The sequence below is a fragment of the Mastigocladopsis repens PCC 10914 genome (genome assembly GCF_000315565.1).
GTDB classification, from domain to species: Bacteria; Cyanobacteriota; Cyanobacteriia; order Cyanobacteriales; family Nostocaceae; genus Mastigocladopsis; species Mastigocladopsis repens.
The window spans coordinates 5,329,513-5,352,798 of sequence record NZ_JH992901.1 but is presented as its reverse complement, the minus strand read 5'-3'; the positions used below and the strand labels follow the sequence as shown (position 1 = coordinate 5,352,798).

24 protein-coding genes are annotated in these 23,286 nt (G+C 43.2%); 15 read left to right on the top strand and 9 right to left on the bottom strand.

Annotated features, from left to right (window positions below; genetic code table 11):
- The first annotated feature begins 342 nt into the window (after positions 1 to 342).
- Positions 343 to 1,743, top strand: coding sequence for a magnesium transporter (gene mgtE, locus MAS10914_RS0125755; RefSeq protein WP_026082821.1), 1,401 nt, complete (start codon positions 343 to 345; stop codon positions 1,741 to 1,743).
- Positions 1,744 to 1,817: 74 nt separating this feature from the next.
- Here mgtE and MAS10914_RS0125750 read toward each other — a convergent pair whose 3' ends face one another.
- Positions 1,818 to 2,075: a hypothetical protein gene (locus MAS10914_RS0125750; protein ID WP_017318828.1), complete on the bottom strand. Its 258-nt coding sequence runs from the start codon at positions 2,073 to 2,075 to the stop codon at positions 1,818 to 1,820.
- 181 nt (positions 2,076 to 2,256) lie between these two features.
- Positions 2,257 to 3,111, bottom strand: coding sequence for an SDR family oxidoreductase (locus MAS10914_RS0125745; RefSeq protein WP_017318827.1), 855 nt, complete (start codon positions 3,109 to 3,111; stop codon positions 2,257 to 2,259).
- Positions 3,112 to 3,815: 704 nt separating this feature from the next.
- Here MAS10914_RS0125745 and MAS10914_RS0125740 point away from each other — a divergent pair.
- From MAS10914_RS0125740 to MAS10914_RS0125725, 4 genes are all read left to right on the top strand, one after another.
- On the top strand, positions 3,816 to 5,420 hold the full coding sequence (locus tag MAS10914_RS0125740) for a peptide ligase PGM1-related protein (protein ID WP_017318826.1): 1,605 nt from the start codon (positions 3,816 to 3,818) through the stop codon (positions 5,418 to 5,420).
- Positions 5,421 to 5,513: 93 nt separating this feature from the next.
- Positions 5,514 to 7,286, top strand: coding sequence for a serine/threonine protein kinase (locus MAS10914_RS0125735; protein ID WP_017318825.1), 1,773 nt, complete (start codon positions 5,514 to 5,516; stop codon positions 7,284 to 7,286).
- A gap of 352 nt (positions 7,287 to 7,638) precedes the next feature.
- Positions 7,639 to 8,202 (top strand): pentapeptide repeat-containing protein, encoded by a 564-nt coding sequence (locus MAS10914_RS0125730; protein WP_017318824.1) that lies wholly within the window; start codon positions 7,639 to 7,641, stop codon positions 8,200 to 8,202.
- A 302-nt stretch (positions 8,203 to 8,504) separates the two neighbouring features.
- Positions 8,505 to 9,689 (top strand): M20 family metallopeptidase, encoded by a 1,185-nt coding sequence (locus MAS10914_RS0125725; RefSeq protein WP_017318823.1) that lies wholly within the window; start codon positions 8,505 to 8,507, stop codon positions 9,687 to 9,689.
- 112 nt (positions 9,690 to 9,801) lie between these two features.
- On the opposite strand, the gene MAS10914_RS0125720 is transcribed toward MAS10914_RS0125725, so the two are convergent.
- A complete protein-coding gene (locus MAS10914_RS0125720; protein WP_017318822.1) occupies positions 9,802 to 10,851 on the bottom strand; it encodes a hemerythrin domain-containing protein in 1,050 nt (349 codons plus the stop codon).
- Between the two features lie 261 nt (positions 10,852 to 11,112).
- Between MAS10914_RS0125720 and MAS10914_RS0125715 the strand changes: the two genes are divergently transcribed.
- The 4 genes from MAS10914_RS0125715 to MAS10914_RS0125700 all read left to right on the top strand — a co-directional run bounded on the left by MAS10914_RS0125715 (position 11,113) and on the right by MAS10914_RS0125700 (position 13,127).
- Complete coding sequence (locus MAS10914_RS0125715) at positions 11,113 to 11,853, top strand: LmeA family phospholipid-binding protein (protein WP_017318821.1); 741 nt, start codon at positions 11,113 to 11,115, stop codon at positions 11,851 to 11,853.
- 29 nt (positions 11,854 to 11,882) lie between these two features.
- Complete coding sequence (locus MAS10914_RS0125710; RefSeq protein ID WP_017318820.1) at positions 11,883 to 12,425, top strand: DUF2231 domain-containing protein; 543 nt, start codon at positions 11,883 to 11,885, stop codon at positions 12,423 to 12,425.
- 83 nt (positions 12,426 to 12,508) lie between these two features.
- Complete coding sequence (locus MAS10914_RS0125705) at positions 12,509 to 12,919, top strand: ribosomal maturation YjgA family protein (RefSeq protein ID WP_017318819.1); 411 nt, start codon at positions 12,509 to 12,511, stop codon at positions 12,917 to 12,919.
- Complete coding sequence (locus tag MAS10914_RS0125700) at positions 12,903 to 13,127, top strand: DUF167 domain-containing protein (protein WP_017318818.1); 225 nt, start codon at positions 12,903 to 12,905, stop codon at positions 13,125 to 13,127. Before MAS10914_RS0125705 ends, MAS10914_RS0125700 begins: the two co-directional genes overlap by 17 nt.
- 155 nt (positions 13,128 to 13,282) lie before the next feature.
- Here MAS10914_RS0125700 and MAS10914_RS0125695 read toward each other — a convergent pair whose 3' ends face one another.
- Positions 13,283 to 13,903: a glutathione S-transferase family protein gene (locus tag MAS10914_RS0125695; protein WP_017318817.1), complete on the bottom strand. Its 621-nt coding sequence runs from the start codon at positions 13,901 to 13,903 to the stop codon at positions 13,283 to 13,285.
- Between the two features lie 205 nt (positions 13,904 to 14,108).
- Here MAS10914_RS0125695 and MAS10914_RS0125690 point away from each other — a divergent pair, with 205 nt between their 5' ends.
- The 4 genes from MAS10914_RS0125690 to MAS10914_RS0125675 all read left to right on the top strand — a co-directional run bounded on the left by MAS10914_RS0125690 (position 14,109) and on the right by MAS10914_RS0125675 (position 16,882).
- Positions 14,109 to 14,786 (top strand): SOS response-associated peptidase, encoded by a 678-nt coding sequence (locus MAS10914_RS0125690; RefSeq protein ID WP_017318816.1) that lies wholly within the window; start codon positions 14,109 to 14,111, stop codon positions 14,784 to 14,786.
- A 141-nt stretch (positions 14,787 to 14,927) separates the two neighbouring features.
- A complete protein-coding gene (locus tag MAS10914_RS0125685) occupies positions 14,928 to 15,449 on the top strand; it encodes a photosystem I assembly protein Ycf3 (protein ID WP_017318815.1) in 522 nt (173 codons plus the stop codon).
- Positions 15,450 to 15,526: 77 nt separating this feature from the next.
- Positions 15,527 to 15,817, top strand: a complete 291-nt coding sequence (gene gatC, locus MAS10914_RS0125680; protein WP_017318814.1) for an Asp-tRNA(Asn)/Glu-tRNA(Gln) amidotransferase subunit GatC — start codon at positions 15,527 to 15,529, stop codon at positions 15,815 to 15,817.
- An 84-nt stretch (positions 15,818 to 15,901) separates the two neighbouring features.
- Positions 15,902 to 16,882, top strand: coding sequence for a glutathione S-transferase family protein (locus MAS10914_RS0125675; protein WP_017318813.1), 981 nt, complete (start codon positions 15,902 to 15,904; stop codon positions 16,880 to 16,882).
- Positions 16,883 to 17,142: 260 nt separating this feature from the next.
- Here the strand turns inward: MAS10914_RS0125675 and aroA are convergent, their stop codons facing one another.
- Positions 17,143 to 18,492, bottom strand: a complete 1,350-nt coding sequence (gene aroA, locus MAS10914_RS0125670; protein ID WP_017318812.1) for a 3-phosphoshikimate 1-carboxyvinyltransferase — start codon at positions 18,490 to 18,492, stop codon at positions 17,143 to 17,145.
- 128 nt (positions 18,493 to 18,620) lie between these two features.
- Here aroA and MAS10914_RS0125665 point away from each other — a divergent pair, with 128 nt between their 5' ends.
- A complete protein-coding gene (locus MAS10914_RS0125665) occupies positions 18,621 to 19,133 on the top strand; it encodes a hypothetical protein (protein ID WP_026082820.1) in 513 nt (170 codons plus the stop codon).
- A gap of 96 nt (positions 19,134 to 19,229) precedes the next feature.
- On the opposite strand, the gene MAS10914_RS0125660 is transcribed toward MAS10914_RS0125665, so the two are convergent.
- From MAS10914_RS0125660 to MAS10914_RS0125650, 3 genes are all read right to left on the bottom strand, one after another.
- Positions 19,230 to 19,814, bottom strand: a complete 585-nt coding sequence (locus MAS10914_RS0125660) for a thioredoxin family protein (RefSeq protein WP_017318810.1) — start codon at positions 19,812 to 19,814, stop codon at positions 19,230 to 19,232.
- A 135-nt stretch (positions 19,815 to 19,949) separates the two neighbouring features.
- A complete protein-coding gene (locus MAS10914_RS0125655) occupies positions 19,950 to 20,423 on the bottom strand; it encodes a YidH family protein (protein ID WP_017318809.1) in 474 nt (157 codons plus the stop codon).
- A 139-nt stretch (positions 20,424 to 20,562) separates the two neighbouring features.
- Positions 20,563 to 20,778, bottom strand: a complete 216-nt coding sequence (locus MAS10914_RS0125650; RefSeq protein WP_017318808.1) for a high light inducible protein — start codon at positions 20,776 to 20,778, stop codon at positions 20,563 to 20,565.
- 194 nt (positions 20,779 to 20,972) lie between these two features.
- Here MAS10914_RS0125650 and MAS10914_RS0125645 point away from each other — a divergent pair, with 194 nt between their 5' ends.
- Positions 20,973 to 22,487, top strand: coding sequence for a thymidylate synthase (locus MAS10914_RS0125645; RefSeq protein ID WP_017318807.1), 1,515 nt, complete (start codon positions 20,973 to 20,975; stop codon positions 22,485 to 22,487).
- Positions 22,488 to 22,541: 54 nt separating this feature from the next.
- On the opposite strand, the gene dcd is transcribed toward MAS10914_RS0125645, so the two are convergent.
- Entirely contained in the window at positions 22,542 to 23,141 is a 600-nt protein-coding gene (gene dcd, locus MAS10914_RS0125640; RefSeq protein ID WP_026082819.1) for a dCTP deaminase, read from the bottom strand.
- Positions 23,142 to 23,286: the final 145 nt, after the last annotated feature.

Here is a 23,286-nt window from a genome sequence, read left to right as displayed (position 1 = left end):
CCAGAGACAATTTTTCCTAAAAAGTATTGAGTGTAGCAGACAGTAAAAGCCATTCTTCCTAAATAGATAAATAGACAAGGCACCCTTTCAAGAAATTACAATAGCGGACATAAGCCAAATATCGCTTCTATCTCTAGTGGGACTAGACTGAAAATTCAAGCACACAAGGAAGAATCTCAAGTTTGACGTTTTCCGTTTCCACTTTCTCCTAAACTAAGATCAGAAACCGTTTTCAATTTCAATATCTAATTTTCACCTCCTGCAGGGGATTCATACGTAAGCTACCCTGCCCTATATTTTTTTTGTAAACTATACTATTTCGCATCACCCTCGTTGTATCTTATGCAAACTCCAAACGGTATGACTTCTACCTTCCAGGACGTATCGCGCAGGGAATTGCGAGAGTTAGTTAGAGTTCAATTACAAATGCTGTTAGAAGCGGGGGACTTGCAGGGAGCAAAGGCTATTCTGGTACCTGTACAGCCTCCGGATATTGCTGAAGCGATTGAAGGCTTACCAGAAGCAATGCACGCTTTGGCATTTCGCTTGCTTTCTAAACAAGAAGCAATCGAAGTTTATGAATATCTCGATTACAGCGTCCAAGAAAGGCTGATTGAGGAATTGAGAAGTCAAGAAGTCCTCGATATTGTTGATAGAATGTCGCCGGATGACCGAGTTAGGTTATTTGATGAATTACCAGCAAAAATCGTGAATCGATTGCTGGAACAACTTAGCCCAAACGAACGCCAAGCTACGGCTCAACTGTTGGGTTATGAAGCTGGAACTGCTGGGCGAATCATGACGCCAGAGTTAATCTCGCTCAAAGAAACTTTTACGGTGGCGGAAACTTTGGAGCGGATTCGCCGCCTAGCTAATGCTAGCGAGATGATTTATTATCTCTACATTAGTGATGGAGCAAGGCATTTGACTGGTATTTTGTCTTTGCGGGAGTTGGTGACATCTCAACCAGAGCAAAAGATTGGCGACGTGATGACCCGTGAAGTGGTGTATGTCTACACCGATACAGACCAGGAAGAAGTCGCCAGGTTGATACAAAGATACGACTTTTTAGCTGTGCCTGTGGTGGATCGAGAACGGCGGCTTGTGGGTATTATCACTGTTGATGATGTTATGGATATTCTGCAACAGGAAACCACTGAGGATATCTACACTTTGGGTGGTGGTGTGCAATCAGGAGGTGACAACTATTTTCAGTCGGATTTAATCACAATTGCTCGCAAACGAGTTGTGTGGTTGTTGGTCTTGCTTGTGACCAATACCGTTACCGGAACTATTATTAGGTCGCAAGAGGATCTTTTGTCAAAAGTTGTGTCGCTGGCGGCGTTTATCCCCTTGCTGACAGGTACTGGCGGTAATGTTGGCGCTCAATCTTCCACAGTGGTGATTCGCGGGATGAACACGGATGAAATTCGTGCCATGGGACCTTTGCAAGTCGTAGGACGGGAAGCACTTGCAGGTGCGTTGCTGGGAGGAATATTGGGGATTATTGCTACGGTGTGGGCTTTTTTGTTGCAAAAGAATTTAGAGGTGGCGATCGCCGTCGGAAGCAGTCTTGTCGCTATTTCTGTTTTAGCTTCCGTCTCTGGTTCCGCACTACCATTTTTGTTCCGCCTACTTCGTTTAGATCCGGCATTGATGTCAGCACCATTCATTACTACAGCAGTGGATGTAGTAGGTGTTTTGATTTACTTCAACTTAGCGCGGTTCATTTTAAGGTTATGAGTGATCAGGAAGAACTCAGAATGAAGTCTTTATTCAAAATTCTGAATTCTTCTTTTACCTGTCCAAACTTTTTTTCACAAATTTGATGCCGTATCTGGGGCTACGATTTCGCCAGTTCCCAAATTCAGTATCATGTCCTGATCGGTAATGAGGTCGGTGAGTTCCTTCACCTGTAAATTCATTTCCTCACAGGCTTTGCGTAATTCTTGTGCAAAGGTGTTGAGGTCATCTCCATAACCACAATAGTAAGCAGCGGTTTCAATTCCCTGCTTGGCATTTGCTCTTGCACAATCTACTAATTCGGTGCCTTTGAGTGGTGTTGGGGATGCCATATCTATGATTATTTTAATTAAGGTTTTCTTTGTTAGATTATCAATCCATTTAGGATTATCTCATCTTCCTAATGGTTTAGGAGAGTCAGGAGACAGAAATTATCAACTATAAATTATGGATGATAAAAAAAATCATCATCCATAACTTACACTTCACAATTGAATCCCAACTCTTACCTCTTTACCCGTTGACTACTGTACCACCATTAGGATGTAACACTTGACCAGAGAAATAAGAAGAGTCATCAGATGCTAAAAATACATAGCTAGGTGCGACTTCTTCAGGTTGTCCGGCTCTTTGCATTGGGACTTGTTTGCCGAAAGTTTCAACTTTCTCTTCTGGGAAAGTTGACGGTATTAAAGGGGTCCAAATTGGACCGGGAGCTACAGCATTCACACGGATTCCCTTTTCTACTAAACTTTGTGATAAGGCACGTGTGAAGGCAACGATCGCACCTTTTGTGGAAGAGTAATCAAGTAGTTGCGGGTTACCTTTATAAGCTGTTACCGATGTGGTATTAATGATACTGCTACCTTCTCTCAGGTGCTTCATCGCTGCTTTTGTCATGAAAAACATCGAGAAAATATTAGTGCGGAAAGTGCGCTCTAATTGCTCTTTGCTGATATCCTCAATGCTTTTTTGCGGATGCTGTTCAGCAGCGTTATTGACTAAAATATCTAGCTTGCCAAACTCATCTACAGTTTGTTGGATAACTTGCTGACAAAAAGCTTCATCGCCAATGTCGCCAGCTATAGCTACCGCGCGACGCCCAAGAGATTCAACCAAATGTTTTGTTTCTTTCGCATCATCGTGTTCGTTTAGGTATGATATCGCTACATCTGCTCCTTCTTTAGCAAATGCGATCGCTACCGCACGACCGATCCCACTATCTCCACCTGTTATCAATGCGACTTTGTCTTTGAGCTTGTCACTTCCCTGATACTGGGGATCATCGGCTTTGGGTTTCGGCGTCATTTGTGATTCAACGCCAGGTGGTTGCTGAGATTGAGGTGGCTGTAATTGTTCTTCTGGCATATTATAACTCTCCCTAGAAATGGACAAAGCAAAAAATTGCGTTCCAAAACTAAACCTTGGATCGATAATTCAATCCAAGGTTTAATTTTTGTGTCTCTCCCAATTGCCCTTTACCAGTTTCGGCTTTTCCCCCATTTGTCAGCCTACTACTGTTATTAATTCTCCTCACACTTGACGCACGCTCTTAGTCTGACAATTGAACACAACTACACAACACAACTCTACCGAAATGAAAGTCTATATCTTTCACCCTATGTATTAAATTAGCTGCTGTGTCGCTAGAATTTATCGCTCTTTAGATGTAAACAAAATCAAATTTTCTCAATCTAAGGAGGGAAAAACAATTTATACAAACTGAGTCAAGAGCCAAGAGCTACAAAAACTTTTTAACTCCTTTCCATCTCACTTCCCCATCTTCTCCACCACCTGAGTGCCAATTCTTTAAGAATTATTGAGAGTTCTATGGGTTTATCCCTTTGATAGTAGAAATCATGAAAGGGAAAGCCGTATGTAAAAGAAGTGTTGCATATGATCGGCATCTAAAAATTAGTTACGTTATACCATTAGACAGTGCTGGACGAAGCAAGGCAGGGTTAAGCAATTCAAAATACAAAAATCTAAAAGCCGATGGGGGCAAGTCACCTGAACGCTTACGTGTATGCAAATTAACTCTATGCAAATGAAATGTGGGACACCCTATTACTATGCAAATGCTCAATGTTTCCTATTTAGAACAAATTGACAAGTTTAGAAATCTTCAATTAACTTTAGGCGAACGCTGGAAAACAGTTGAAATGTTTGATAACAGCGACGCGGATATTTTAATCATTCCCTCACTCAGCATCGACCAGCGCGAACTGAGAAAAATTGAAGGTTGCGATCATTACGAAGAACGGCTGCTGTTCTCCTTAATTCGTCTGCAAAATCCCCGCAATCGATTGATTTACGTTACATCATTACCATTGCATCCTAGTGTCATTGATTACTATCTGCAATTGTTGCCAGGAATTCCCTTTTCTCATGCTCGTAATCGCTTGCTGCTCCTTTCGACTTACGATGCCTCTCTTAAACCCTTGACGCAAAAGATTTTGGAACGCCCGCGTCTGATGGAGCGGATTCGTCAAGCCTTAAGGCTCGACAAATCATTTATGGTATGCTACAATGCTACAGAACTAGAAGCGGAATTGTCCCTAAAATTAGAAGTACCACTATACGCGGCTGCACCTGATTTGCAAATTTGGGGGACTAAGAGTGGCAGTCGTCAAATCTTTGCACAAACCGGTGTTCCACATCCAGATGGCAGCGAAAGAGTTTGGAATGAATTAGATTTGGCTGAAGCCGCTGCTGATTTGTGGGAACGCCAGCCATCGTTAAAAAGGATGGTGGTAAAACTCAACGAAGGAATCTCCGGAGAAGGGAATGCGCTGTTAGACTTAAGACCGATTTCGAGTTTAGCACCTCCCGATGGTTCTCGTAGCGAACGGGTAGCAGCGATGAAAGAGCGCTTTGTGACGATGCGCTTTCAGGCAAAAGAAGAAAATTGGGAGAATTTTTCTGGAAGAATCACCGAGTTAGGGGCAATTGTTGAGGCATTCGTGGAAGGAGAAATTAAGCGATCGCCTAGTGTGCAAGGACGTATTACACCTAGTGGCGACGTGGAAATCCTCTCAACCCACGACCAAATTCTAGGAGGACCAGACGGTCAGATTTATCTTGGATGCCGATTTCCCGCAGATGAAGCTTATCGATTGCAATTGCAGCAATTAGGGTTAAAAATTGGCAGAAACTTGGCTCAAAAAGGCGCATTAGAAAGATATGGAGTTGATTTTATCGCCGTTGACCAAGGTGATGGACAATGGGATCTTCAGGCGATTGAAATTAACCTGCGTAAAGGCGGTACGACCCATCCCTTGATGACCCTGAAATTAATGACTAATGGTCGCTATGGACTCTCGACGGGTTTGTTTTACAGTCAGCAAGGGCGTCCCAAATACTACATTGCCACTGATAACTTACAAAAAGAACGCTATCAAGGACTTTTGCCTAACGATTTGATGGATATCATCGCTCACCACAGGCTGCACTTTGACACCGGAACCGAGACGGGAACGGTATTTCATTTGATGGGTTGTCTTTCCCAGTTTGGCAAGTTGGGATTGACGAGCATAGGCGACTCTCCGCAACAAGCGGAAGAAATTTACAACAAAGTCGTCAAAGTCCTGGATGACGAAACCCCCACCAAGAATAACAATTTCGCATCATTATCAGAATACGCCTTGCCCATTACCTGGGATGGGTGTAGCTGTTAGGAAATGGTTCGTAGTTGCGCTTAAGCACAACTACGAACCACTTCTCTATCGCCAGTTATGTACAATCGACTCAGGCTATGTCTTTGAGCGCTTGTGTTCCACATCAATCAAAATGCAGTTCATTGCATTAATTCAGATTGTCCGCGTCCTTATCCCCAGCCTTGGGGAAACAAGTTTTGCCACACCTGTGGCGCACCCCTACAGCTTTTAGACCGTTATGTTCCACTCCAGCGTTTGGGGTCTGGTGGATTTGCCCAAATTTACACAGTTTGGGATCAAAAGACGCAAACAGAAAAAGTGCTGAAAGTGTTAGTGGAAAGTTCACCAAAAGCGCTGGAATTGTTTGCTCAAGAGGCGGCGGTTTTAACAAGTTTGCGACATCCGGGTGTTCCCAGAGTCGATGCTGATGGGTATTTTTCTGTCCAAACGTGGCATACCACATCTGTACAAGGCAATTCAAAACCTCACCAGTTCCATTGTCTGGTGATGGAAAAAATTAACGGTCAAACTCTAGAGGAAGTCTTCCAGCAGTATCCCCAAGGGTGTCCCCAGGAGTGGGTGTTAAACTGGCTTGTCCAAGCTGTGGAGATTTTAGAGGAGTTACACAAACGCAAGATCATTCACCGGGATATCAAACCTGCTAATTTAATGCTGCGTACCTCCCAAGCCTTCCTTAACAAAGGGGGAACAAGAGGGGATCAGCTCGTACTGATTGATTTTGGTGGAGCAAAACAATTTAATTCCAAGCTGTTTGGCGCAAAGCCTTCCTCAACTAGGTTGTATTCTTCTGGCTACAGTCCCCCAGAACAAATTGCTGGGGGTATTATCGGACCCGCTACCGATTTTTATGCCCTCGGTCGAACGATGATTGAGATGTTAACGGGTAAATCTTTCTCAGAGTTGGAAAATCCCGTGACAGGAGAATTGCTTTGGCGCAATCAGGTGAATATTAGTCTCCAACTGGCAGATTTGCTAGATGAGATGATACAGGAGGATGCGCGATCGCGTCCAGCAAATGCCGCAATCATTCAAAAACGTCTTGTGAATATTTCCCGATCGCCACAGCAGGGGTTGTTCTCCCAAATCGAGCAATCTTTTCGGCAAGGGTTCGGACAAGTAAAGGGGTTATTATCCCAAGTGGAGGACTCTGTTGGACAAGCAGTTGCTACCTCTGCTCACGCCGTTGGTAAAACGACTCTCTTTATACTGAAGGCGGTTTTCAACGTTTTTCTCGCCTGTCTAGACACATTTTGGACAATGCTTCTGACCGGCATAGGCGCTAGTTTTGGTGCAATGGCTGGCTTTGTTTTAGCGTCTAGGACAACCATAGACGAGCAAGTTGTTGGCTTCATGTCTCATCAGCTAGCCGCACTGGTTCTCAACACTCAAGCTCTCTCAGGGTCAGAGCTTCTTTTGTTTACAGGAGCTGGTTTGGGAACAGCATGGGGACTAACGCTTGCTGGGGGTTTTGGTCAGAAGCGGCGGTTGTTTGTGATGTCGTTCATGGGCATTATTAGTTACGGGTTCGGTTGGTTAGTTTTACAATTAATCACACCACAACAGGGACCAGAGGGATTAGTAGGATTGATTTTGGCTGCTGTTTCTCTACTCACTATTAGTTTGGGTCTTCGCAGCCATCATATCGTTCACGCTGTGATTGCTGCATTTGGTACCGCTGTTGTCTTTGCGGTGTTAATTTTTTTCGGATTTCCAACAAATATATTTGAATTCCTTCGTTCACCCAACTGGAACGCGATATGGCTTCCAGTGACTTTTTTTGGTTTTGTAGGCGTCTTTCTTAGCTTCTGGCTGGGAGTGAGTTCCTACCTGATTGTGCCTGGGTTGCGCTTGTTGGGTTGGCGTTAACTTTGGGGGTAGTAGAGGGAGTGGAGGGAGAAAAAGAAATTAATTTGATTTCCCCTACTTCCCCTCCCCTACTTCCCCTACTGCCCTAAAATTAATTCCCCCCAGCCGTTTTTATATCTGGCTCGGGGGGAACAAATAGGTCGTAGGCTATAGAGTTTCTGTATAGGTCTGAAGATGTCTCTATTCTATTAACTATGTTCACTTTTGAACAGTCTAATTATAAGAATTTACGGGAATTTAATAACTTCTTTATGAGTTCTTCATTCTTTTTCTATGCTGAACTATTCTTATATGTAAGTATAGCATTACATCTTTGCCCACATTTTCATGCCTTGAGTTTATCAGTAAAAATATGAACATTAAAATTATCAGTACTACGGTTCTATTCACTTTTTTTGGGTTAACAGCACAAGCTTTTGCACTTAACGAGCAAGACTTGGAACTCTTGAAAGCAACAAATGCTTGTCCTCGATGTGATTTAAGTGGTGCTGACTTATCTCAGGCTAATTTAAGTAGGGTAAATTTACGAGATGCGAATTTAAGAGGTGCTAATTTATCTGAGGCAAATCTCGCGAATGCGGATCTCACAGGTGCAAATTTAGAAACTGCGGTATTAACTTCCGCGAATCTAACGGGTGCTTCCTTAACAGGTGCAAGTCTCAAATCAGCATCCCTAGAAAACGCTGATTTGTCTTTTGCTGGATTCATAAGTGCCAATTTGGAAGGTGCAAATATTAAGGGTGCAAAAATCGAATACACAAACTTCCGAGGCGCAAATTTCCGGCTGACAACTATGCCTACAGGTGTCGTCACTTCTGACAAACCCTATGGGTGGTCATTGCAGCGTGAAACTCAAAAAGAATGTGACAAGTTCAGAACTGAGAAGGTTCCTGGTTCAACCTGCTACGGGGAGTGAGGATGAAGGAGATGAGGGAGTCATCTCACACCTCCAGGAGACCCCCACCATATCTGTACTCAGATTGGTGGCGGGAGGAATGGAGGGTTAATTGTGAGACACCCCTTGACTGATTTTTTGCGTCAGCAAAAACGGCGTGCCGTCAGGCAAGACGTTAGTGGCGGGTAGTTTACTACTCCCCTTGCTTCCCCTACTCTTCCCCCATTCCCCACTGCCAAAAAATATGGAAGTTAAATCAGCAGCTGGTTAACATTTCTTTATCATGGGAAAAATGGCAAAACACTGTATAACTTAATTCACCAATGCTGACTCGTATTAAAGACTTAGCAACAAAAGTGGCACCCCGCTTAATTGAGATTCGTCGTCACATCCATTCTCACCCCGAACTGAGTGGTCAAGAATTCCAAACCTCTGCCTTTGTGTCTGGTGTTTTATCTTCTAGTGGTATTCACGTACAAGAGGGAGTGGGTAAAACCGGCGTCATCGGAGAACTGCAAGGTAGCGGCAAAGATGAGCGTTTATTGGCAATTCGCACCGATATGGATGCCTTGCCAATTGTAGAACGCACTGGTTTAGAGTTCGCCTCTCGCTCACAAGGTATCATGCATGCCTGTGGTCATGATGTCCATACGACAGTCGGCTTGGGAACGGCAATGGTCTTGTCTCAAATGGCAGAGGAGTTACCAGGTCGAGTGCGGTTTTTATTTCAGCCAGCAGAGGAAATTGCCCAAGGCGCTAGTTGGATGGTGAACGATGGGGCAATGGAAAAGGTTTCAGGTATACTGAGTGTTCATGTATTCCCTTCCATAGCCGCAGGTTCCATTGGTGTGCGTTATGGAGCCTTGACGGCGGCAGCTGATGATTTAGAAATTATTATTATTGGTGAATCCGGACATGGCGCTCGTCCTCATGAGGCAGTAGATGCTATCTGGATTGCCGCGCAAGTCATAACTGCACTGCAACAAGCGATTAGCAGGACGCAGAATCCTTTACGTCCCGTAGTCTTGAGCATAGGGAAGATTGATGGTGGTAGAGCGCCGAATGTGATTGCTGATAAAGTGCAGTTGCTGGGAACAGTGCGATCGCTCCATCCCGAAACCCGTGCCAATTTGCCAAACTGGATTGAAAAAATCGTCGCTAACGTCTGCAATTCCTACGGCGCAAAATATCAGGTGAATTATCGCCAAGGCGTGCCTAGCGTCCAAAACGATTATTTCCTAACGCAGTTGTTGCAATCAGCAGCAGAGGAAGCATGGGGTAGCGATCGCGTTCAAGTGTTACCCGAACCTTCCCTGGGTGCTGAAGATTTTTCTATTTATTTAGAACACGCTCCCGGTTCCATGTTTCGCTTGGGTGTAGGCTTTAGAGATAGAGTCATGAATTACCCGTTGCACCATCCCCTGTTTGAAGTTGATGAATCTGCCATTATCACTGGGGTTGTCACTTTGGCGTACACGGTTTATAAATTCTGGCATCAGAATTGTTAAACTCAAACACCCAAGCCAATACAACAAAAACTCCCATCAGTAGATGCTGGGAGTTCATATTCAACCAAGACCAATCACCAGACGCCAAAATTGCGTCTGGTAATTCTATCAACTATTTAGCGCCGACTACGCCCATTTTCTGTTGAATTTGGGTTTTAGCAGCTTTGAATTCTGTAGCCATTTGCTCGCTTTGCTGAGTGCTTAAGTTGTTGCGAATAGCAGCGAACATTGTGCTTTCTTCTTGACGAATGTGGTCGCCAACAGCGTCCATGAGCTGTCTGATTTTATCTTTGAATTGATCCATGTTAGAGGGGTTGATAGCCTTGATTTCCTCTAACATGCGCTTCATTTGGGCTTGCTCGTCATACAGCTCTTGAGTGTCGTTCTGACCGTAGAAAGGACGGACTCTGGGGTAGACGACTTGCTCTTCAGCTTCAGCGTGAGCGCTCAGATCCTTGTAGATTTGACCGAAGTACTCTTGAATCTTTTGTGGATCTTGGCTTGCGAGAAGTTCGGTGAACAGGGTGTTGACCTTGTTGTGATCCAGGCGGATAACATCCTGGATGTTCATATCTTTTTTGTCAGTGTTTTGGGTAACCGCGCTACCGACAACGCCGCTTACTGCAGCCATAGCGTCTTGAACGCGTGCCCAAATACCCTGATCAGCTTCTTGTCCAGTCAATTCACGGACACCAAGAATTTCCAGAACACCCTTGAGTTGCTCTTGGTGAGCGCGGTTCTCAAAGTTAACGGTGTTCAGAGGTCCGATAGCTAGCATGACATCAGCACCAACTTTTTGTGCTGCCTTATGAATTGTCAAGCCTGTCATGACTTGTTGGTGCTTGAGCAATTCATGCTGAAATACTTTCTCATATATGCTCAATTTAGAGCCTTGCATCAATTCACGAATCTTTGAAACCATTTCGCTAATGGTTTTTTCTGGCTCAGCTTGGATGCCATATTGACCGATTACAGTTTCCAGAACACCCAGGTTTTTTTGATCATCTTTGAGAAAGTCCCGGAGACGTTGAGCGATTTCTTCGTCGTTGACTTCTCTGATAAACTGTTGCTCATTTTCAATCAGCAACTGTTGAATTGCTTTCATACCTGCCAGCTTAACGGCAATGGCAGAACGCTTGGTATCATCTAATGTTGCAACCATTTTCTGGTTCCCCTCTGGAATGTTTGTTTCGTATTATTTCCAATCTCAAATTGGCACATTAATCAAGTTGGTTCCATCTTTCTTTTGACCGATAGCCTCACAAACTAAGGATAGAAAAACGAGAATTTAACTGAAAACTAGTAAATCTATGCTTTTAGGTAGAGAATGACTAAACATATTGCTCCATCGTCAGATAGATAAATTTCTTATGCCAATTTTCTAGATTGACGCAAGGATGGTCAAATAGGAGATAAAGTCATAATGCCCGAGAATCAGGGGCTTGGACAACAGGCGCTGAATAAAGCAGCAGAAATAGGTTTATCTAGCCAATTAGATGAAGTAGAAAATTTGGATGTAGAGGTCAAAACAGACCCGCTAAAACTGGTTCAAGGGCAGGTCGATGCAGTCACAATTGAAGGCGAAGGATTGGTAATGCAAAAAGACCTCCGGATGGAGGCGTTGGAAATGCAAATGGGTAGCGTTGCCATCAATCCCCTAAGTGCGGCTTTTGGTAAGATTGAACTCACCAAACCAACTCAAGCCAGTACGCGGGTTGTTTTGACCGAACAGGATATCAATCGTGCTTTCAATTCAGAATATGTCCGTTCACAATTGCAAACCCAAAAAATTCATGTCAACGGACAATTAATGACGATTATTCCTAAACAAGTAGATTTTCGCTTACCAGGGAATAGTAAAGTTGCAATAAGCTCCTCCATTCTATTAAGAGAAACTAATGAAACTCACCAAGTCGCTTTTTCAGCAGTACCCAAAGTGAGCGGTACCGGACAAACAGTTTCTCTAGAAAATGTTGAGTATGGTGACACAAAGGAAATCTCTCCAGATTTGACAAAAGCATTGATAGATGCAACGAGCGAAATTTTGAATCTAAGTAACTTTGATTTAGAAGGAATGACCCTACGAGTTAAGCAACTCGAGGTGGAAACAGGTAAACTGATACTGCAAGCTGAAGCTTACGTAGAGCAAATTCCCTCTGCATAAAATCACGATACAAAAACATACTAAAAACTATGGAAACTACAGAGAGAGCTTCGACACCGTTCCCAAATCTCCCACCAGTTATTGAGAGTGATGATAGAGAGTATCACGATACTGGTGTACCTAGCACAGTTGCGATCGCAGGGCATCCCTTACACCCCCTGAGTGTCATCTTTCCTATTGCCTTTTTAGCCGCCGCCTTAGGGAGTGACTTCGGCTACTTCTTAACTCGTGATTTCTTTTGGGCAAGAGCCTCAATGTGGTTAATCGGACTCGGATTAGCAGCAGGCGTGGTAGCAGCGCTGATTGGTATGAGCGACTTTTTGCAAATTGAACGAGTCCGCAAGCGCTCCGCTGGCTGGGCGCACATGATTCTTAACGTGAGTATCCTAGTCTTGACACTTGTTAACTTCATCCTGCGTCTGGGCGACCCTGCCTCAGCCATATTACCTTGGGGACTTATAATCTCACTCATTGTTGGTACGCTGACTAGTGCTTCTGGCTGGTTCGGTGCCGAACTATCCTATCGGCACAAAATTGGTGTGGTGGGTGCTGGTAGCAGAAGATATCCGTGACGAGATTTGAGATTTCGCAAATCGCAACCCAAAAAGCTTTGGTGCAAGGGCTAAAATTTTCCTTAGTCCCTAGTTCCTAGAAAATGCTATCAAAACCAAATCAAAGCTTTTATATCATCCCCTCCCTGCTCATCGTTATAGCGATGGGCTTTTTCTTTAAGTACTACACTGGTCTTGCCCACAAGTGGTTGAATGATTACGGAGCCGCTGTCTTCTACGAAATATTTTGGTGCTTGTTTGCATTTCTGTTTTTTAGAAGTCGCGCAGCAGTGAGGCAAATTCCTTTATGGGTCTTTATCATCACCTGCATACTGGAATTCTTGCAATTGTGGCATCCCCCTTTACTGGAGGAATTTCGCACTACGTTAATAGGTAAATGGTTAATTGGTACCACCTTTGCTTGGTGGGATTTTCCTCATTATGTGTTGGGTTGTCTTTTAGGGTGGTTGTGGTTGCGACAATTACACGGAAAAGGTTATGCAAAAAAAAGTTAAAGTTAAACCTAATTCAAAAATTCAAAAGATTGAGGAAGAAACTGACGGCAGTCTTACGGTACATTTAAAATCCCCTCCTGTAGATGGTAAGGCTAATGAAGAGTTAATTAAACTACTCGCTAAAAAATTTGACGTGCCAAAATCTAATATCACAATTAAATCTGGTTTATCTTCTCGGCAAAAGCTTGTTGAGATTGACACAGAGTAAGCAATTTAAAATTCCTCTTGTGAGGTGGAGAGAAGTCTGATTGCCCCTTGGGTAATCAGAACTTCGGAGCATCTTACCCGCCCAAAATGCTGGACGGGCGAGACATTGAGCGCACAAGACTACACAAGAAATTAATTTTGTTTGAAGCAAAATTATCAAGGCTTTATTTCTTCTGTAATACTGATATAGCTAGTCTGTGCTTTCACTCTTTCTATCCAAGATTGGATAGCAGAAAATTGTGTCAAATCAAATCCACCTTCATGAGCGACATGAGTGTAAGCAAATAAACAAATATCCGCAATTGTATAACGCTCCCCAACGAAAAAAATGCGGTCAGATAAATGTTTTTCCATCACCCTAAGAGCGGCGTAACCAGGTTCACGTTTTTGCTCTATTGCTTCATGATATTCCTTCGCCTTACCTAGAATAGAAATCCAAAATCTCGATGTAGCAATATAAGGCTCATGGCTGTACTGTTCAAAAAATAACCATTGTAGGACTTGCGCTCGTAAAAAGCGGTCATACGGTAAAAATTCTGTCCCTTCACTTAGATACACCATAATGGCATTTGATTCTGCTAGATATTTCCCTGGTTCCACTTCCAAAACGGGAATTTTTCCGTTTGGATTTTTACTTAAAAAGTCTGGCGTTCGAGACTCATCTTTGGTGATATTAACCTCTACTCTCTCAAATGGCATACCAATTTGTGTCAATAAAAGACGAATTTTGTAGCCATTGCCTGAGGGTAAAAAATCATACAGACGCAGGGTTTCCATGCCAAAAAAGATTGAGATGAAATAGTTGATGAATCATGCAGTCAAAATACAACATATTATAAAAAAAGACAAATAGACACGATAAAATAGTTTTATATATAGCATTTTACTACACTACAGAATTCTCTGAAAGATAAAAAATAAAAGTAATATTTATTGCACGATATTGGATGTTTAATGTTAATTAGTGGTCGAGGAAAAAAGTATGTGTGGAAGATTTACTTTGAGCCAAACACCAGAAGCGATATCCCAAACCTTCCAGATTGAAAAAGTCCCCGACCTAGAGCCGCAATATAACATTGCTCCTACGCAAATGGTGACAGCAGTATTGTGTAACCCAGAAAGCGCGCACCGTGAATTTCAAAAGTTACGCTGGGGATTAATACCTTCTTGGGCAAAAGATCCAGGAATGGGGGCGAAGCTCTTCAACGCTAGGGCAGAAACAGTAGCAGAAAAACCTGCTTTCCGTTCTGCATTCAAGCGCAGGCGCTGTTTGGTGGTGGCGGATGGCTTTTACGAGTGGCAGCATCAAGAAGGCAAAAAACAACCATTTTATTTTTGTCTCCAGAATGGAAAACCCTTTGGTTTTGCAGGGTTGTGGGAGCAATGGCAATCGCCCGCAGGAGAAGAAATCGCATCGTGTACAATTTTGACCACGCAAGCCAACGAATTACTGCAACCGATCCACGAGCGTATGCCAGTGATTCTTCAACAGCAGGATTACGATGTGTGGTTAGATCCCCAAGTGCAAACACCCGAACGACTACAGCAGCTGTTGTACCCCTACCCATCAGAAGCGATGACAGCTTACCCAGTCAGCACAGTCGTCAACAGCCCTAAGCACAACAGTCCAGATTGTATTCAACCAGTCCTGAGTCCATAGGGACGCAATAGCTGGCAGCGGTACTGATGCAATAGTCTAAGATTTCAATACTTTTTGAACGCCAACGAAACAATCAGCGTTAAATTAGCTATTGAGTGATAGCAACCACCAACGCAATAGCTGAACATCACATAAGCCCTTATGCCAAGAATTCAAAGAAAAGATAACTTTATTGACAAAACCTTTACGGTCATGGCGGATATAATCCTCAAGGTTCTGCCAGCCGATAAACAAGCCAAAGAAGCTTTTGCTTATTACCGAGATGGTATGTCAGCGCAGGCAGAGGGAGAATACGCCGAAGCTTTAGAAAACTACAAAGAAGCCCTAACACTAGAAGAAGACCCCAACGATCGCAGCTATATCCTATACAATATGGGGTTAATTTATGCTAGCAACGGCGAACACGAACAAGCTCTAGAGTTATATCACCAGGCTCTTGAGTGCAACCCACGCCTACCCCAAGCCTTGAACAACATCGCGGTCATTTACCACTATCAGGGAGAAAAAGCCAAGGAAGCAGGAGACGACCAATTGGGAGAAGCACTGTTCGACAAAGCCGCCGATTATTGGATTACAGCTATTCGCCTAGCTCCCAATAACTACATCGAAGCTCAAAACTGGCTGAAAACTACTGGGCGTTCTCAAATTGACATATTGTTGTAGTCATGTGTTATTTGTCCTTAGTCATTTGCTAATGATTAATGACTAAGGACTAAGGACTAAGGACTAAGGACTAAACCATGATTGACCGTGAACAAGTTCGCAAAGTAGCTCATCTTGCTCGTTTAGAGTTGACACCAGAAGAAGAAGAGAAATTTACGACTCAGTTGGGAAGTATTCTTGACTATTTTCAACAATTGAGTGAATTAGATGTCAACAATGTGCCACCGACAGCACGGGCAATTGATGTGAGCAATGTCACACGAGCAGACGATCTGCAACCTTATCCTAGCCGCGAAGACATTCTTCAGAGTGCGCCTGAACAGGAAGGCGACTTTTTCAAAGTACCTAAAATCCTTAACGAAGAATAGTCATGAGTGATAAGTCCTTCGCGATAGCCAATGACGAAGGACTCATGGCTCATGACTCATAACTTAAAGACTAAGGAGTTATTTATGGGTTTGGGAATCCTCAAGGATGGTCAGTGGGTATCTGAGCGGGAGCAAGAAGACTCACAAGGTAAATTTATCCGTCCTTCAACGACTTTCCGCAATCATATTACAGCTGATGGTTCCAGTGGGTTTAAAGCGGAACCAGGACGCTATCACTTGTACATTTCTTGGGCGTGTCCTTGGGCGAACCGCACTGCTATTTTGCGTCAGTTGAAAGGGCTGCAAGATGTTATCGGTATGTCGGTGGTAGCGGCAGAAATTCATGAGAACAGTTGGGAATTTTCTGATGAACCAGGATGTATTCCCGATACAGTTAACGGCACTCAGTACCTGTGGCAAGTTTATTTGAAAGCTGACCCTAACTACAGCGGACGGGTGACAGTTCCAGTTTTATGGGATACACAAACTGGGACTATTGTCAATAACGAATCTCGCGAAATTATCCGGATGTTCGATACAGAGTTTAATGCCTTCGCCAAACAAGATATAAACTTTTATCCAGAACATTTACAAAAAGTTATTGACGAGACAATTGATGCAATTTATCAACCGATAAATAATGGTGTGTACCGGGCGGGATTTGCCACGACTCAATCAGCTTATGATCAAGCGGTAACTGAACTCTTTGATGCACTCGACCACTGGGAGAACGTCTTAGGAAAGCAACGCTATCTCTGTGGAGAGCAAATAACTGAAGCGGACTGGTGTATGTTTACTACCTTGTTTCGCTTTGATGCGGTCTATTATGTGCATTTCAAATGTAACTTACGCCGAATTATTGATTATTCCAATCTGTGGAACTATCTTAAAGACCTTTACCAATATCCGGGAGTCAAAGAAACTTGTAACCTTGACCACATCAAACGGCATTATTACAGAAGCCACCCCAAGGTTAACCCAACTCGCATTGTGCCGAAAGGACCACTCATTGATTTTGATGCACCCCATAATCGCGATCAACTGCGTACATCTGTGCAAGTCTGAGGGTGTAGTTATCCCAACCTACTTCTAATGAGCAATAAATTAGGGTGGGCAGTGCCCACCCTAATCGCTAAAATCTTGAAATAAAAGGTTATACTTCAATACCGTTCAGATAAGACCAAAACAGTTATCAGCACGGCAATGTAGAGACGCGCCATGGCGCGTCTCTACACCTCACCGAATCTCACCAAAAATCCTTAACTGAACCGTATTGGGTTATACTTTAGATAGATGCGGATTTTTCACCAAACCTATCTTGAAAACTACTTTACAATCCCTGTGAGGGACTCAAAGAATTCTGGGTAAGATACGGCAGCTGCTTCCGCACGATGAATATTGGTGGTACCAGACGCGTTGAGAGCGGCAATAGCTAAACTCATCGCTATGCGGTGGTCAGTATGGCTATCGACATCAGTCCCTACCAAGGGAGTCCCACCAGTAATTTCCATACCATCGGGTAATTCTGTCACCTTGGCTCCCATTTTGTTGAGTTGCTGTGCCATGACAGCGATGCGATCGCTTTCTTTGACCCGCAACTCAGCAGCGTCCCGAATGATTGTCGTTCCTTGGGCAAAAACGGCTGCTACCGCCAAAATCGGGATTTCATCAATCAACCTGGGGATAATATCCCCTGCTATTGTGCCACTTTTCAAACCACTGGAACGGACTCGTAAATCAGCAACTGGTTCCCCAGCAACCTCCCGCTGATTTTCCTGTTGGATGTCTGCTCCCATCATTGCTAGAGCTTCTAAAATGCCCGTGCGGGTGGGATTCACGCCAACATTTTCAATCACCAGTTCGGAATCTGGTACAATTGCCCCAGCTACCAGCCAAAAAGCGGCTGAACTGATATCCCCTGGGACAATCACTGATTGCCCATAAAGTTGAGTTGGTCCTGTGATGGTAACACTGTTGGTTTCAGGGTCAGTCACCAAATCTGCCCCAAATGCCCGTAGCATACGTTCGCTATGGTCGCGCGAAAGCGCTGGTTCTGTGACGGTAGTTTTTCCTTCTGTCATCAAACCCGCAAGGAGGATACAGGATTTGACTTGGGCGGAAGCGATGGGAGAATTGTAGTGAATTGGTTTGAGGGACTTTCCTTGAACTGCTAAGGGTGCGAGTGTATTGCCTTTACGTCCCCAAATTTCTGCTCCCATTTCTTGTAATGGTTTGATAACACGGGACATGGGACGCGATCGCAAGGAACTATCACCCGTCACGGTAAAAAAGCGCCCTGCATGAGAAGCCAAAAGTCCCAGCATCAGGCGGATTGTTGTCCCAGAATTACCAGCATTCAAGACATCAACTGGTTCTTGCAAATTCCCCAGACCAATGCCTTTAACCCGCACCAATTCCGTATTCAGTTCAGAAATTTCTGCCCCCATAGCTTGGAAACAGCTTGCTGTACTACGTGGATCTTCTCCCAAAAGAAGCCCTTCGATTTGGGTTTCGCCTTCGGCTAAAGCACCCAACATCAAAGCCCTATGGGAGATAGATTTATCGCCTGGAACACGGATGCGACCTTGGAGAGAGAGTTGAGAAGCGGGTCGCTGAATAATTAAATTTTGAGAAGCGTTTTCCCTAGTTTCGACAGTTATAACAGATGCTGACATTAGGATACATTAGCGTGTGACTGCGCTAGTATCCTATCGCTTTCCCTGTCCCGCCAGCTCTACCAAATATTGATCAATTTCTTTTTGTCATTCATTTCATTTAATGGCTTTTAGCCCTTATCGCTCCCATGCTAACTCAACATCGTAAACCCGTGTGCCTCTCACTCCTTTCCACAGACCTACCCGTTTGGTCTGTTGTCGAAACTGCCGCGACACTCTATCAAAAAGACCACGACAGATTCCACCTACTTTTGTCCACACCGCCTGTAAAAAATTGTGAAGTGGGAAACTCCCTGTGTAAACAGAACACTCTTTGCCAACAGGAAGATAATTCTCAAGTCCCCAGTCCTTCCCGGATGTTATGGCTAGAGATTTCCCCAGACCGAGTGATCATGACCATGCAAGGGAATAGCCAGTTGAGTTACCGTCACGTTTGGGAACAGGGTATTGACGGTGTTACTCGCTATTGGTTGCCGACTGAATCATTACAACCTAACGAGCCTATCCGCTTGCGAAATTTTACTCGCAGCCTGATACTTAGCGGGCACCCATTACCAGAGCATTTGCGCGTGGAATACGAACTGTGGGCAGGAGAAGTCCAGATGGGATCTTATATCCTTAATTTAGAAGTAAAACATTGAACATTACTCCTTTAAATCCTCCTTTGCGGTTATTTCTCCTTTGCTAAGGAGGATTTTTATTCTGTCATTGGACAGATGCTATAAACTCAAAACTTTTTAAGCAGCAAAATAACTTGGTTCGTTGCCAGCTTTCCACTTAATATTGCAACCGATACTCGGCTTTTGCTCACCTTCAACTGGTTGATCTGCCAAGACTGCATCAATGGCTGCGCGTAAATCTGCACCTGTTACAGGTTTGCCATTGCTTGGGCGGCTTTCATCCAATTGTCCGCGATAAACGAGTTGGCGCTTGGCATCAAATAGGAAGAAATCTGGTGTACAAGCTGCTGTGTAAGCTTTTGTAGTTTCTTGGGTTTCGTCGTAGCAAAAAGGAAACTTGAAATCAAGTTCTATCGCCATTGCCTTTAACAACTCAGGTGCATCATCTGGATAATTCTTGGCATCATTGGCGCTTATGGCAACTATTCCTAAACCATGACTAATGTAATCTTTGCCTAACTGCGCCAATTCTTCCTTCACGTGCTTCACAAACGGGCAATGCCGACAAATAAACATCACAAGTAAAGCTTTTTTTTCGGCAAACGTGGAAAGTGAAATCGTTTGTCCAGACACCACATCAGGTAAATGAAAATTTGGTGCTTGAGTACCCAATGGCAACATTGTTGAAGCAGTTAAAGCCATAGCTCACCCGATATGTTTTCCCTGAAGGCTGAATTTATCAATCCTTTTCAATATATTAATTCTTCGTGATTAATAACACCAGAGCCTAGAGTGACTTTTCACAAGTTGCAATTTGCCTGCGTTGTCATTATATTTTTATCTCATAAAATACTTTTTACCCATGTAGCGAAAATTGCGTGCCTGGGGCTGAGATAGATTCCGAGACGGGGAAGGCGGCACTTTATTTCGCAAAAGGAGCAATGGAATACTAAGGACTCCAAAAATAATCACTACACTCGTCATCATCCAAACGGCAAATCTATTGGGTTGATAGTTTCCTTGTTCAATTTGCCAAAAAACTTGGTTGTACCGCCAAGCTGCTAAAAATAAAGTAATAATACCAAAGATTACCAAAGAAATACCCAAATTTTCTGAGGTGAAAAAGGGATGTGGCGATGGTTCCTGTGGCTGTTGAGTCAGCGTAAAATTAAGCTGGCGTATAAATAGACCAAATCTAGCAATGGCAAAACCAAAGCCAATTAATGCTATTGAAGTGCGTAGCCAAGCTAGAAATGTCCGCTCGTTTGCTTGATGCTCCCTTTGTCGGTCAATTTTGGGTATGTTGCTCATAAATACTAGCTGCACTCCCGTTTATACAAGAGAACACTACCGTATTAAGTCAAATACATACTCCATCTATTGGCTAGCTTTTACAAACGTAGAGACGCGACATTAGACATCTCTACATTGCCAAGTTAAGAACGAGTTTTTACAGGCTTGTTAACAAACCAAAGATGCCATGCCCTGTAAACACTTCCAACCCTATTAAAGACACAAAACCAAACATTGCCAAACGACCGTTAAGCATTTCTGCATAGGGAGTGAACCCAGTGCGATCGCCTTGTTCATCCACATAAACCTTTGGCTCAATCGCAAAATTGTTCATTTTGCCTGCTTCGTCAATAATGGCACCTTTGTACTGCATGGAAGTGTCCTTATGAAATTATTGCTGCTATGTAAAGAAGTGTAACAAAGAAATTAAGAAATGTAAAGAAAATGAGCGCTCAGGCGATCGCGTCGGTGTAACCTGAGTAGCTAAACTTTTCTAAACAATTAGCTCGACGAGCACCAGTTGTGGTGGTATGTTAGAAGGTTGGTTTTTTAACTTATTAACCAACCATGACAGCAACGGGTAAGGCAACCAAATATCACTACAAAGCACTCCACAAGCCTAACCAGCTGATTTATGGTCAAGGTCAGACAGCAGTGATTACGGGATGGACTGTAAAGAGTGCGATCGTAAAACATTTGCAACCACAAGAGTATGCTGTTATTGGGCAGCTATACTCACCCACAAGGGGAATAAACTTTCTGATTCGCAATTTGCTGTATAACCCCCACGTCCGCTACTTAGTGGTACTGAACGCAACAAAAGAAGACAAGAATGCGGGTGGCTGCGGCTGCTTCCTAGACTTTTTCCGCAATGGCTTTAAAGAAGGTTTGTGCGATACTGGGAAGCTTTGTTGGGTCGTTGATTCTAAAATTCCTGGGTATATTGATCTTGAGGTTAAAGCTAGTGCTTTAGAAAACCTAAGACAATCTATAAATTGGAAAGAAGCAAAATCAATGACTGAAGCTGTCAATCAAGTTAAGTCTTTTGCACATAGAGAAGCGGTTGAACCCTGGGGTTTCCCATTAGAATTTCCCATGTCTACCGTAGTACCAACTATTTTACCAGGACCACGCTACGGACACAGAATTGAGGGAAAAACGATAGCAGAAACTTGGGTAAAAATCATTCATCGTATTAAGACGACAGGGACAATTCGACCAACTGCATATGACGGACAATGGCAAGAATTAATTGATTTGATGGCAATTGTCACCTCAGAACCAGAAAATTTTTATTTTCCAGAACGAAATTATTTACCAATTGACCGTAGTTTTCTTCAAGAGTATATTTCCCAAATTTTAGATGATGCACCAAAACAAGAAGGAGTGAAATATACTTACGGTCAACGTTTGCGTTCTCACTTTGGGTGCGACCAAATTCAGCTTTGTATTGACAAGTTAGTGGCTAATATTGATTCAGCAAGAGTAGTCATGTCTTTATGGGATGTTAGCAATGATTCTCATGATAGTCCGCCTTGCCTGAATCATATTTGGGTCAGAATAGTTGATAATGAACTCTCTCTAACAGCAACTTTTCGTAGTAATGATATGTTTTCTGCATGGTGTGCAAATGCTATGGGTTTAAGAGCATTGCAAATGCATATTAGAAATGAAATTAACAAAATTGCTAAATATAATGTGAAATTGGGACCACTAATTACCATTAGTCAAAGTGCCCATATCTATGACGATTGTTTTGAAAACGCAGAAAAAGTTATAAAAACCTATTATCAAAGAGTTTGCCAACAAAGAGATTACAATGACCCCACAGGCAGTTTTGTCATTACTGTGCAAGATAGCGAAATTATTGTAGAACAGATGACTCCTGGTTCAGGAGAAGTTGTTAACTGCTATTTGGGTAAGTCTGCAAAACAACTTTATCAGCAAATAGCAGCAAATTGTCCAGGTTTGCAAGTCGAACACGCGATGTACTTGGGGACGGAGTTACAAAAAGCTGAACTTGCTTTGTCAACAAAACAAGAGTTTATTTATGAGCAAGATAAACCATTAAAGAAAGAGTGAAGTATGAAGGATAAAGAATAAAAAATTTTAGACTTCGTACTTCATCATAGTTCATTAAACTCTAGCTAGAGTAACTATTTCTGGTTGATCCTGATATTTCCCCTGACGAGCTTCGTAACTAATAGCGCAGCGTTCGCCTTCTAAAAAGAGCAACTGTACAACACCTTCATTAGCGTAAATGCGACAGTCAGCACTAGAAGAATTGGAGAACTCCAAGGTCAGATGACCCCGCCACGCAGCCTCTGCAGGCGTTAAGTTTGCAATTATACCACATCTAGCATAAGTAGATTTACCTATACAAATCACTGTAATATTGTCTGGAACTTCTAGCCTTTCTAAAGCAACTCCTAAACCATATGAATGAGCAGGTAATATAAAGTAACTACCGTTACTATCTGTATGTAGTGGAGTTGGTTCCAGATTGTGAGGATTAAAGTTTTTGGGATCAACGACCGTTCCGGGAATGTGGCGGAAAATCCGAAACTCAACTGGAGAAAGGCGGATATCATACCCATAAGAAGATAAACCGTAACTAATGACACGCCGCAACAGTTCATCTTCACTAATTTTTATTTCTCGAATCAGGCTTGGCTCAAACGGTGAAATCATACCCTTGTGAGCCTTTTGCGTAATCCAAATGTCGTTCTTAATCACTACTTCGCTACTAATTCAAACCAAATAACTAGAATAGCGCGAATCTAGTTCATTAGAGAATAGTCCTGAGTTCTGTAGAGACCCGCAGGGTGTGCTGAGTCAGATAAAGGAAATTCGGAAAAAGTTGCTGGAAATTCATTGCTCT

Excerpts from the sequence above, each read along its gene's own strand:
- mgtE (WP_026082821.1), top strand. The coding sequence starts at position 343 with ATGCAAACTCCAAACGGTATGACTTCTACCTTCCAGGACGTATCGCGC.
- MAS10914_RS0125750 (WP_017318828.1), bottom strand. The coding sequence starts at position 2,075 with ATGGCATCCCCAACACCACTCAAAGGCACCGAATTAGTAGATTGTGCA.
- MAS10914_RS0125745 (WP_017318827.1), bottom strand. The coding sequence starts at position 3,111 with ATGCCAGAAGAACAATTACAGCCACCTCAATCTCAGCAACCACCTGGC.
- MAS10914_RS0125740 (WP_017318826.1), top strand. The coding sequence starts at position 3,816 with ATGCAAATGCTCAATGTTTCCTATTTAGAACAAATTGACAAGTTTAGA.
- MAS10914_RS0125730 (WP_017318824.1), top strand. The coding sequence starts at position 7,639 with ATGAACATTAAAATTATCAGTACTACGGTTCTATTCACTTTTTTTGGG.
- MAS10914_RS0125725 (WP_017318823.1), top strand. The coding sequence starts at position 8,505 with ATGCTGACTCGTATTAAAGACTTAGCAACAAAAGTGGCACCCCGCTTA.
- MAS10914_RS0125720 (WP_017318822.1), bottom strand. The coding sequence starts at position 10,851 with ATGGTTGCAACATTAGATGATACCAAGCGTTCTGCCATTGCCGTTAAG.
- MAS10914_RS0125715 (WP_017318821.1), top strand. The coding sequence starts at position 11,113 with ATGCCCGAGAATCAGGGGCTTGGACAACAGGCGCTGAATAAAGCAGCA.
- MAS10914_RS0125710 (WP_017318820.1), top strand. The coding sequence starts at position 11,883 with ATGGAAACTACAGAGAGAGCTTCGACACCGTTCCCAAATCTCCCACCA.
- MAS10914_RS0125705 (WP_017318819.1), top strand. The coding sequence starts at position 12,509 with ATGCTATCAAAACCAAATCAAAGCTTTTATATCATCCCCTCCCTGCTC.
- MAS10914_RS0125700 (WP_017318818.1), top strand. The coding sequence starts at position 12,903 with ATGCAAAAAAAAGTTAAAGTTAAACCTAATTCAAAAATTCAAAAGATT.
- MAS10914_RS0125695 (WP_017318817.1), bottom strand. The coding sequence starts at position 13,903 with ATGGAAACCCTGCGTCTGTATGATTTTTTACCCTCAGGCAATGGCTAC.
- MAS10914_RS0125690 (WP_017318816.1), top strand. The coding sequence starts at position 14,109 with ATGTGTGGAAGATTTACTTTGAGCCAAACACCAGAAGCGATATCCCAA.
- MAS10914_RS0125685 (WP_017318815.1), top strand. The coding sequence starts at position 14,928 with ATGCCAAGAATTCAAAGAAAAGATAACTTTATTGACAAAACCTTTACG.
- gatC (WP_017318814.1), top strand. The coding sequence starts at position 15,527 with ATGATTGACCGTGAACAAGTTCGCAAAGTAGCTCATCTTGCTCGTTTA.
- MAS10914_RS0125675 (WP_017318813.1), top strand. The coding sequence starts at position 15,902 with ATGGGTTTGGGAATCCTCAAGGATGGTCAGTGGGTATCTGAGCGGGAG.
- aroA (WP_017318812.1), bottom strand. The coding sequence starts at position 18,492 with ATGTCAGCATCTGTTATAACTGTCGAAACTAGGGAAAACGCTTCTCAA.
- MAS10914_RS0125665 (WP_026082820.1), top strand. The coding sequence starts at position 18,621 with ATGCTAACTCAACATCGTAAACCCGTGTGCCTCTCACTCCTTTCCACA.
- MAS10914_RS0125660 (WP_017318810.1), bottom strand. The coding sequence starts at position 19,814 with ATGGCTTTAACTGCTTCAACAATGTTGCCATTGGGTACTCAAGCACCA.
- MAS10914_RS0125655 (WP_017318809.1), bottom strand. The coding sequence starts at position 20,423 with ATGAGCAACATACCCAAAATTGACCGACAAAGGGAGCATCAAGCAAAC.
- MAS10914_RS0125650 (WP_017318808.1), bottom strand. The coding sequence starts at position 20,778 with ATGCAGTACAAAGGTGCCATTATTGACGAAGCAGGCAAAATGAACAAT.
- MAS10914_RS0125645 (WP_017318807.1), top strand. The coding sequence starts at position 20,973 with ATGACAGCAACGGGTAAGGCAACCAAATATCACTACAAAGCACTCCAC.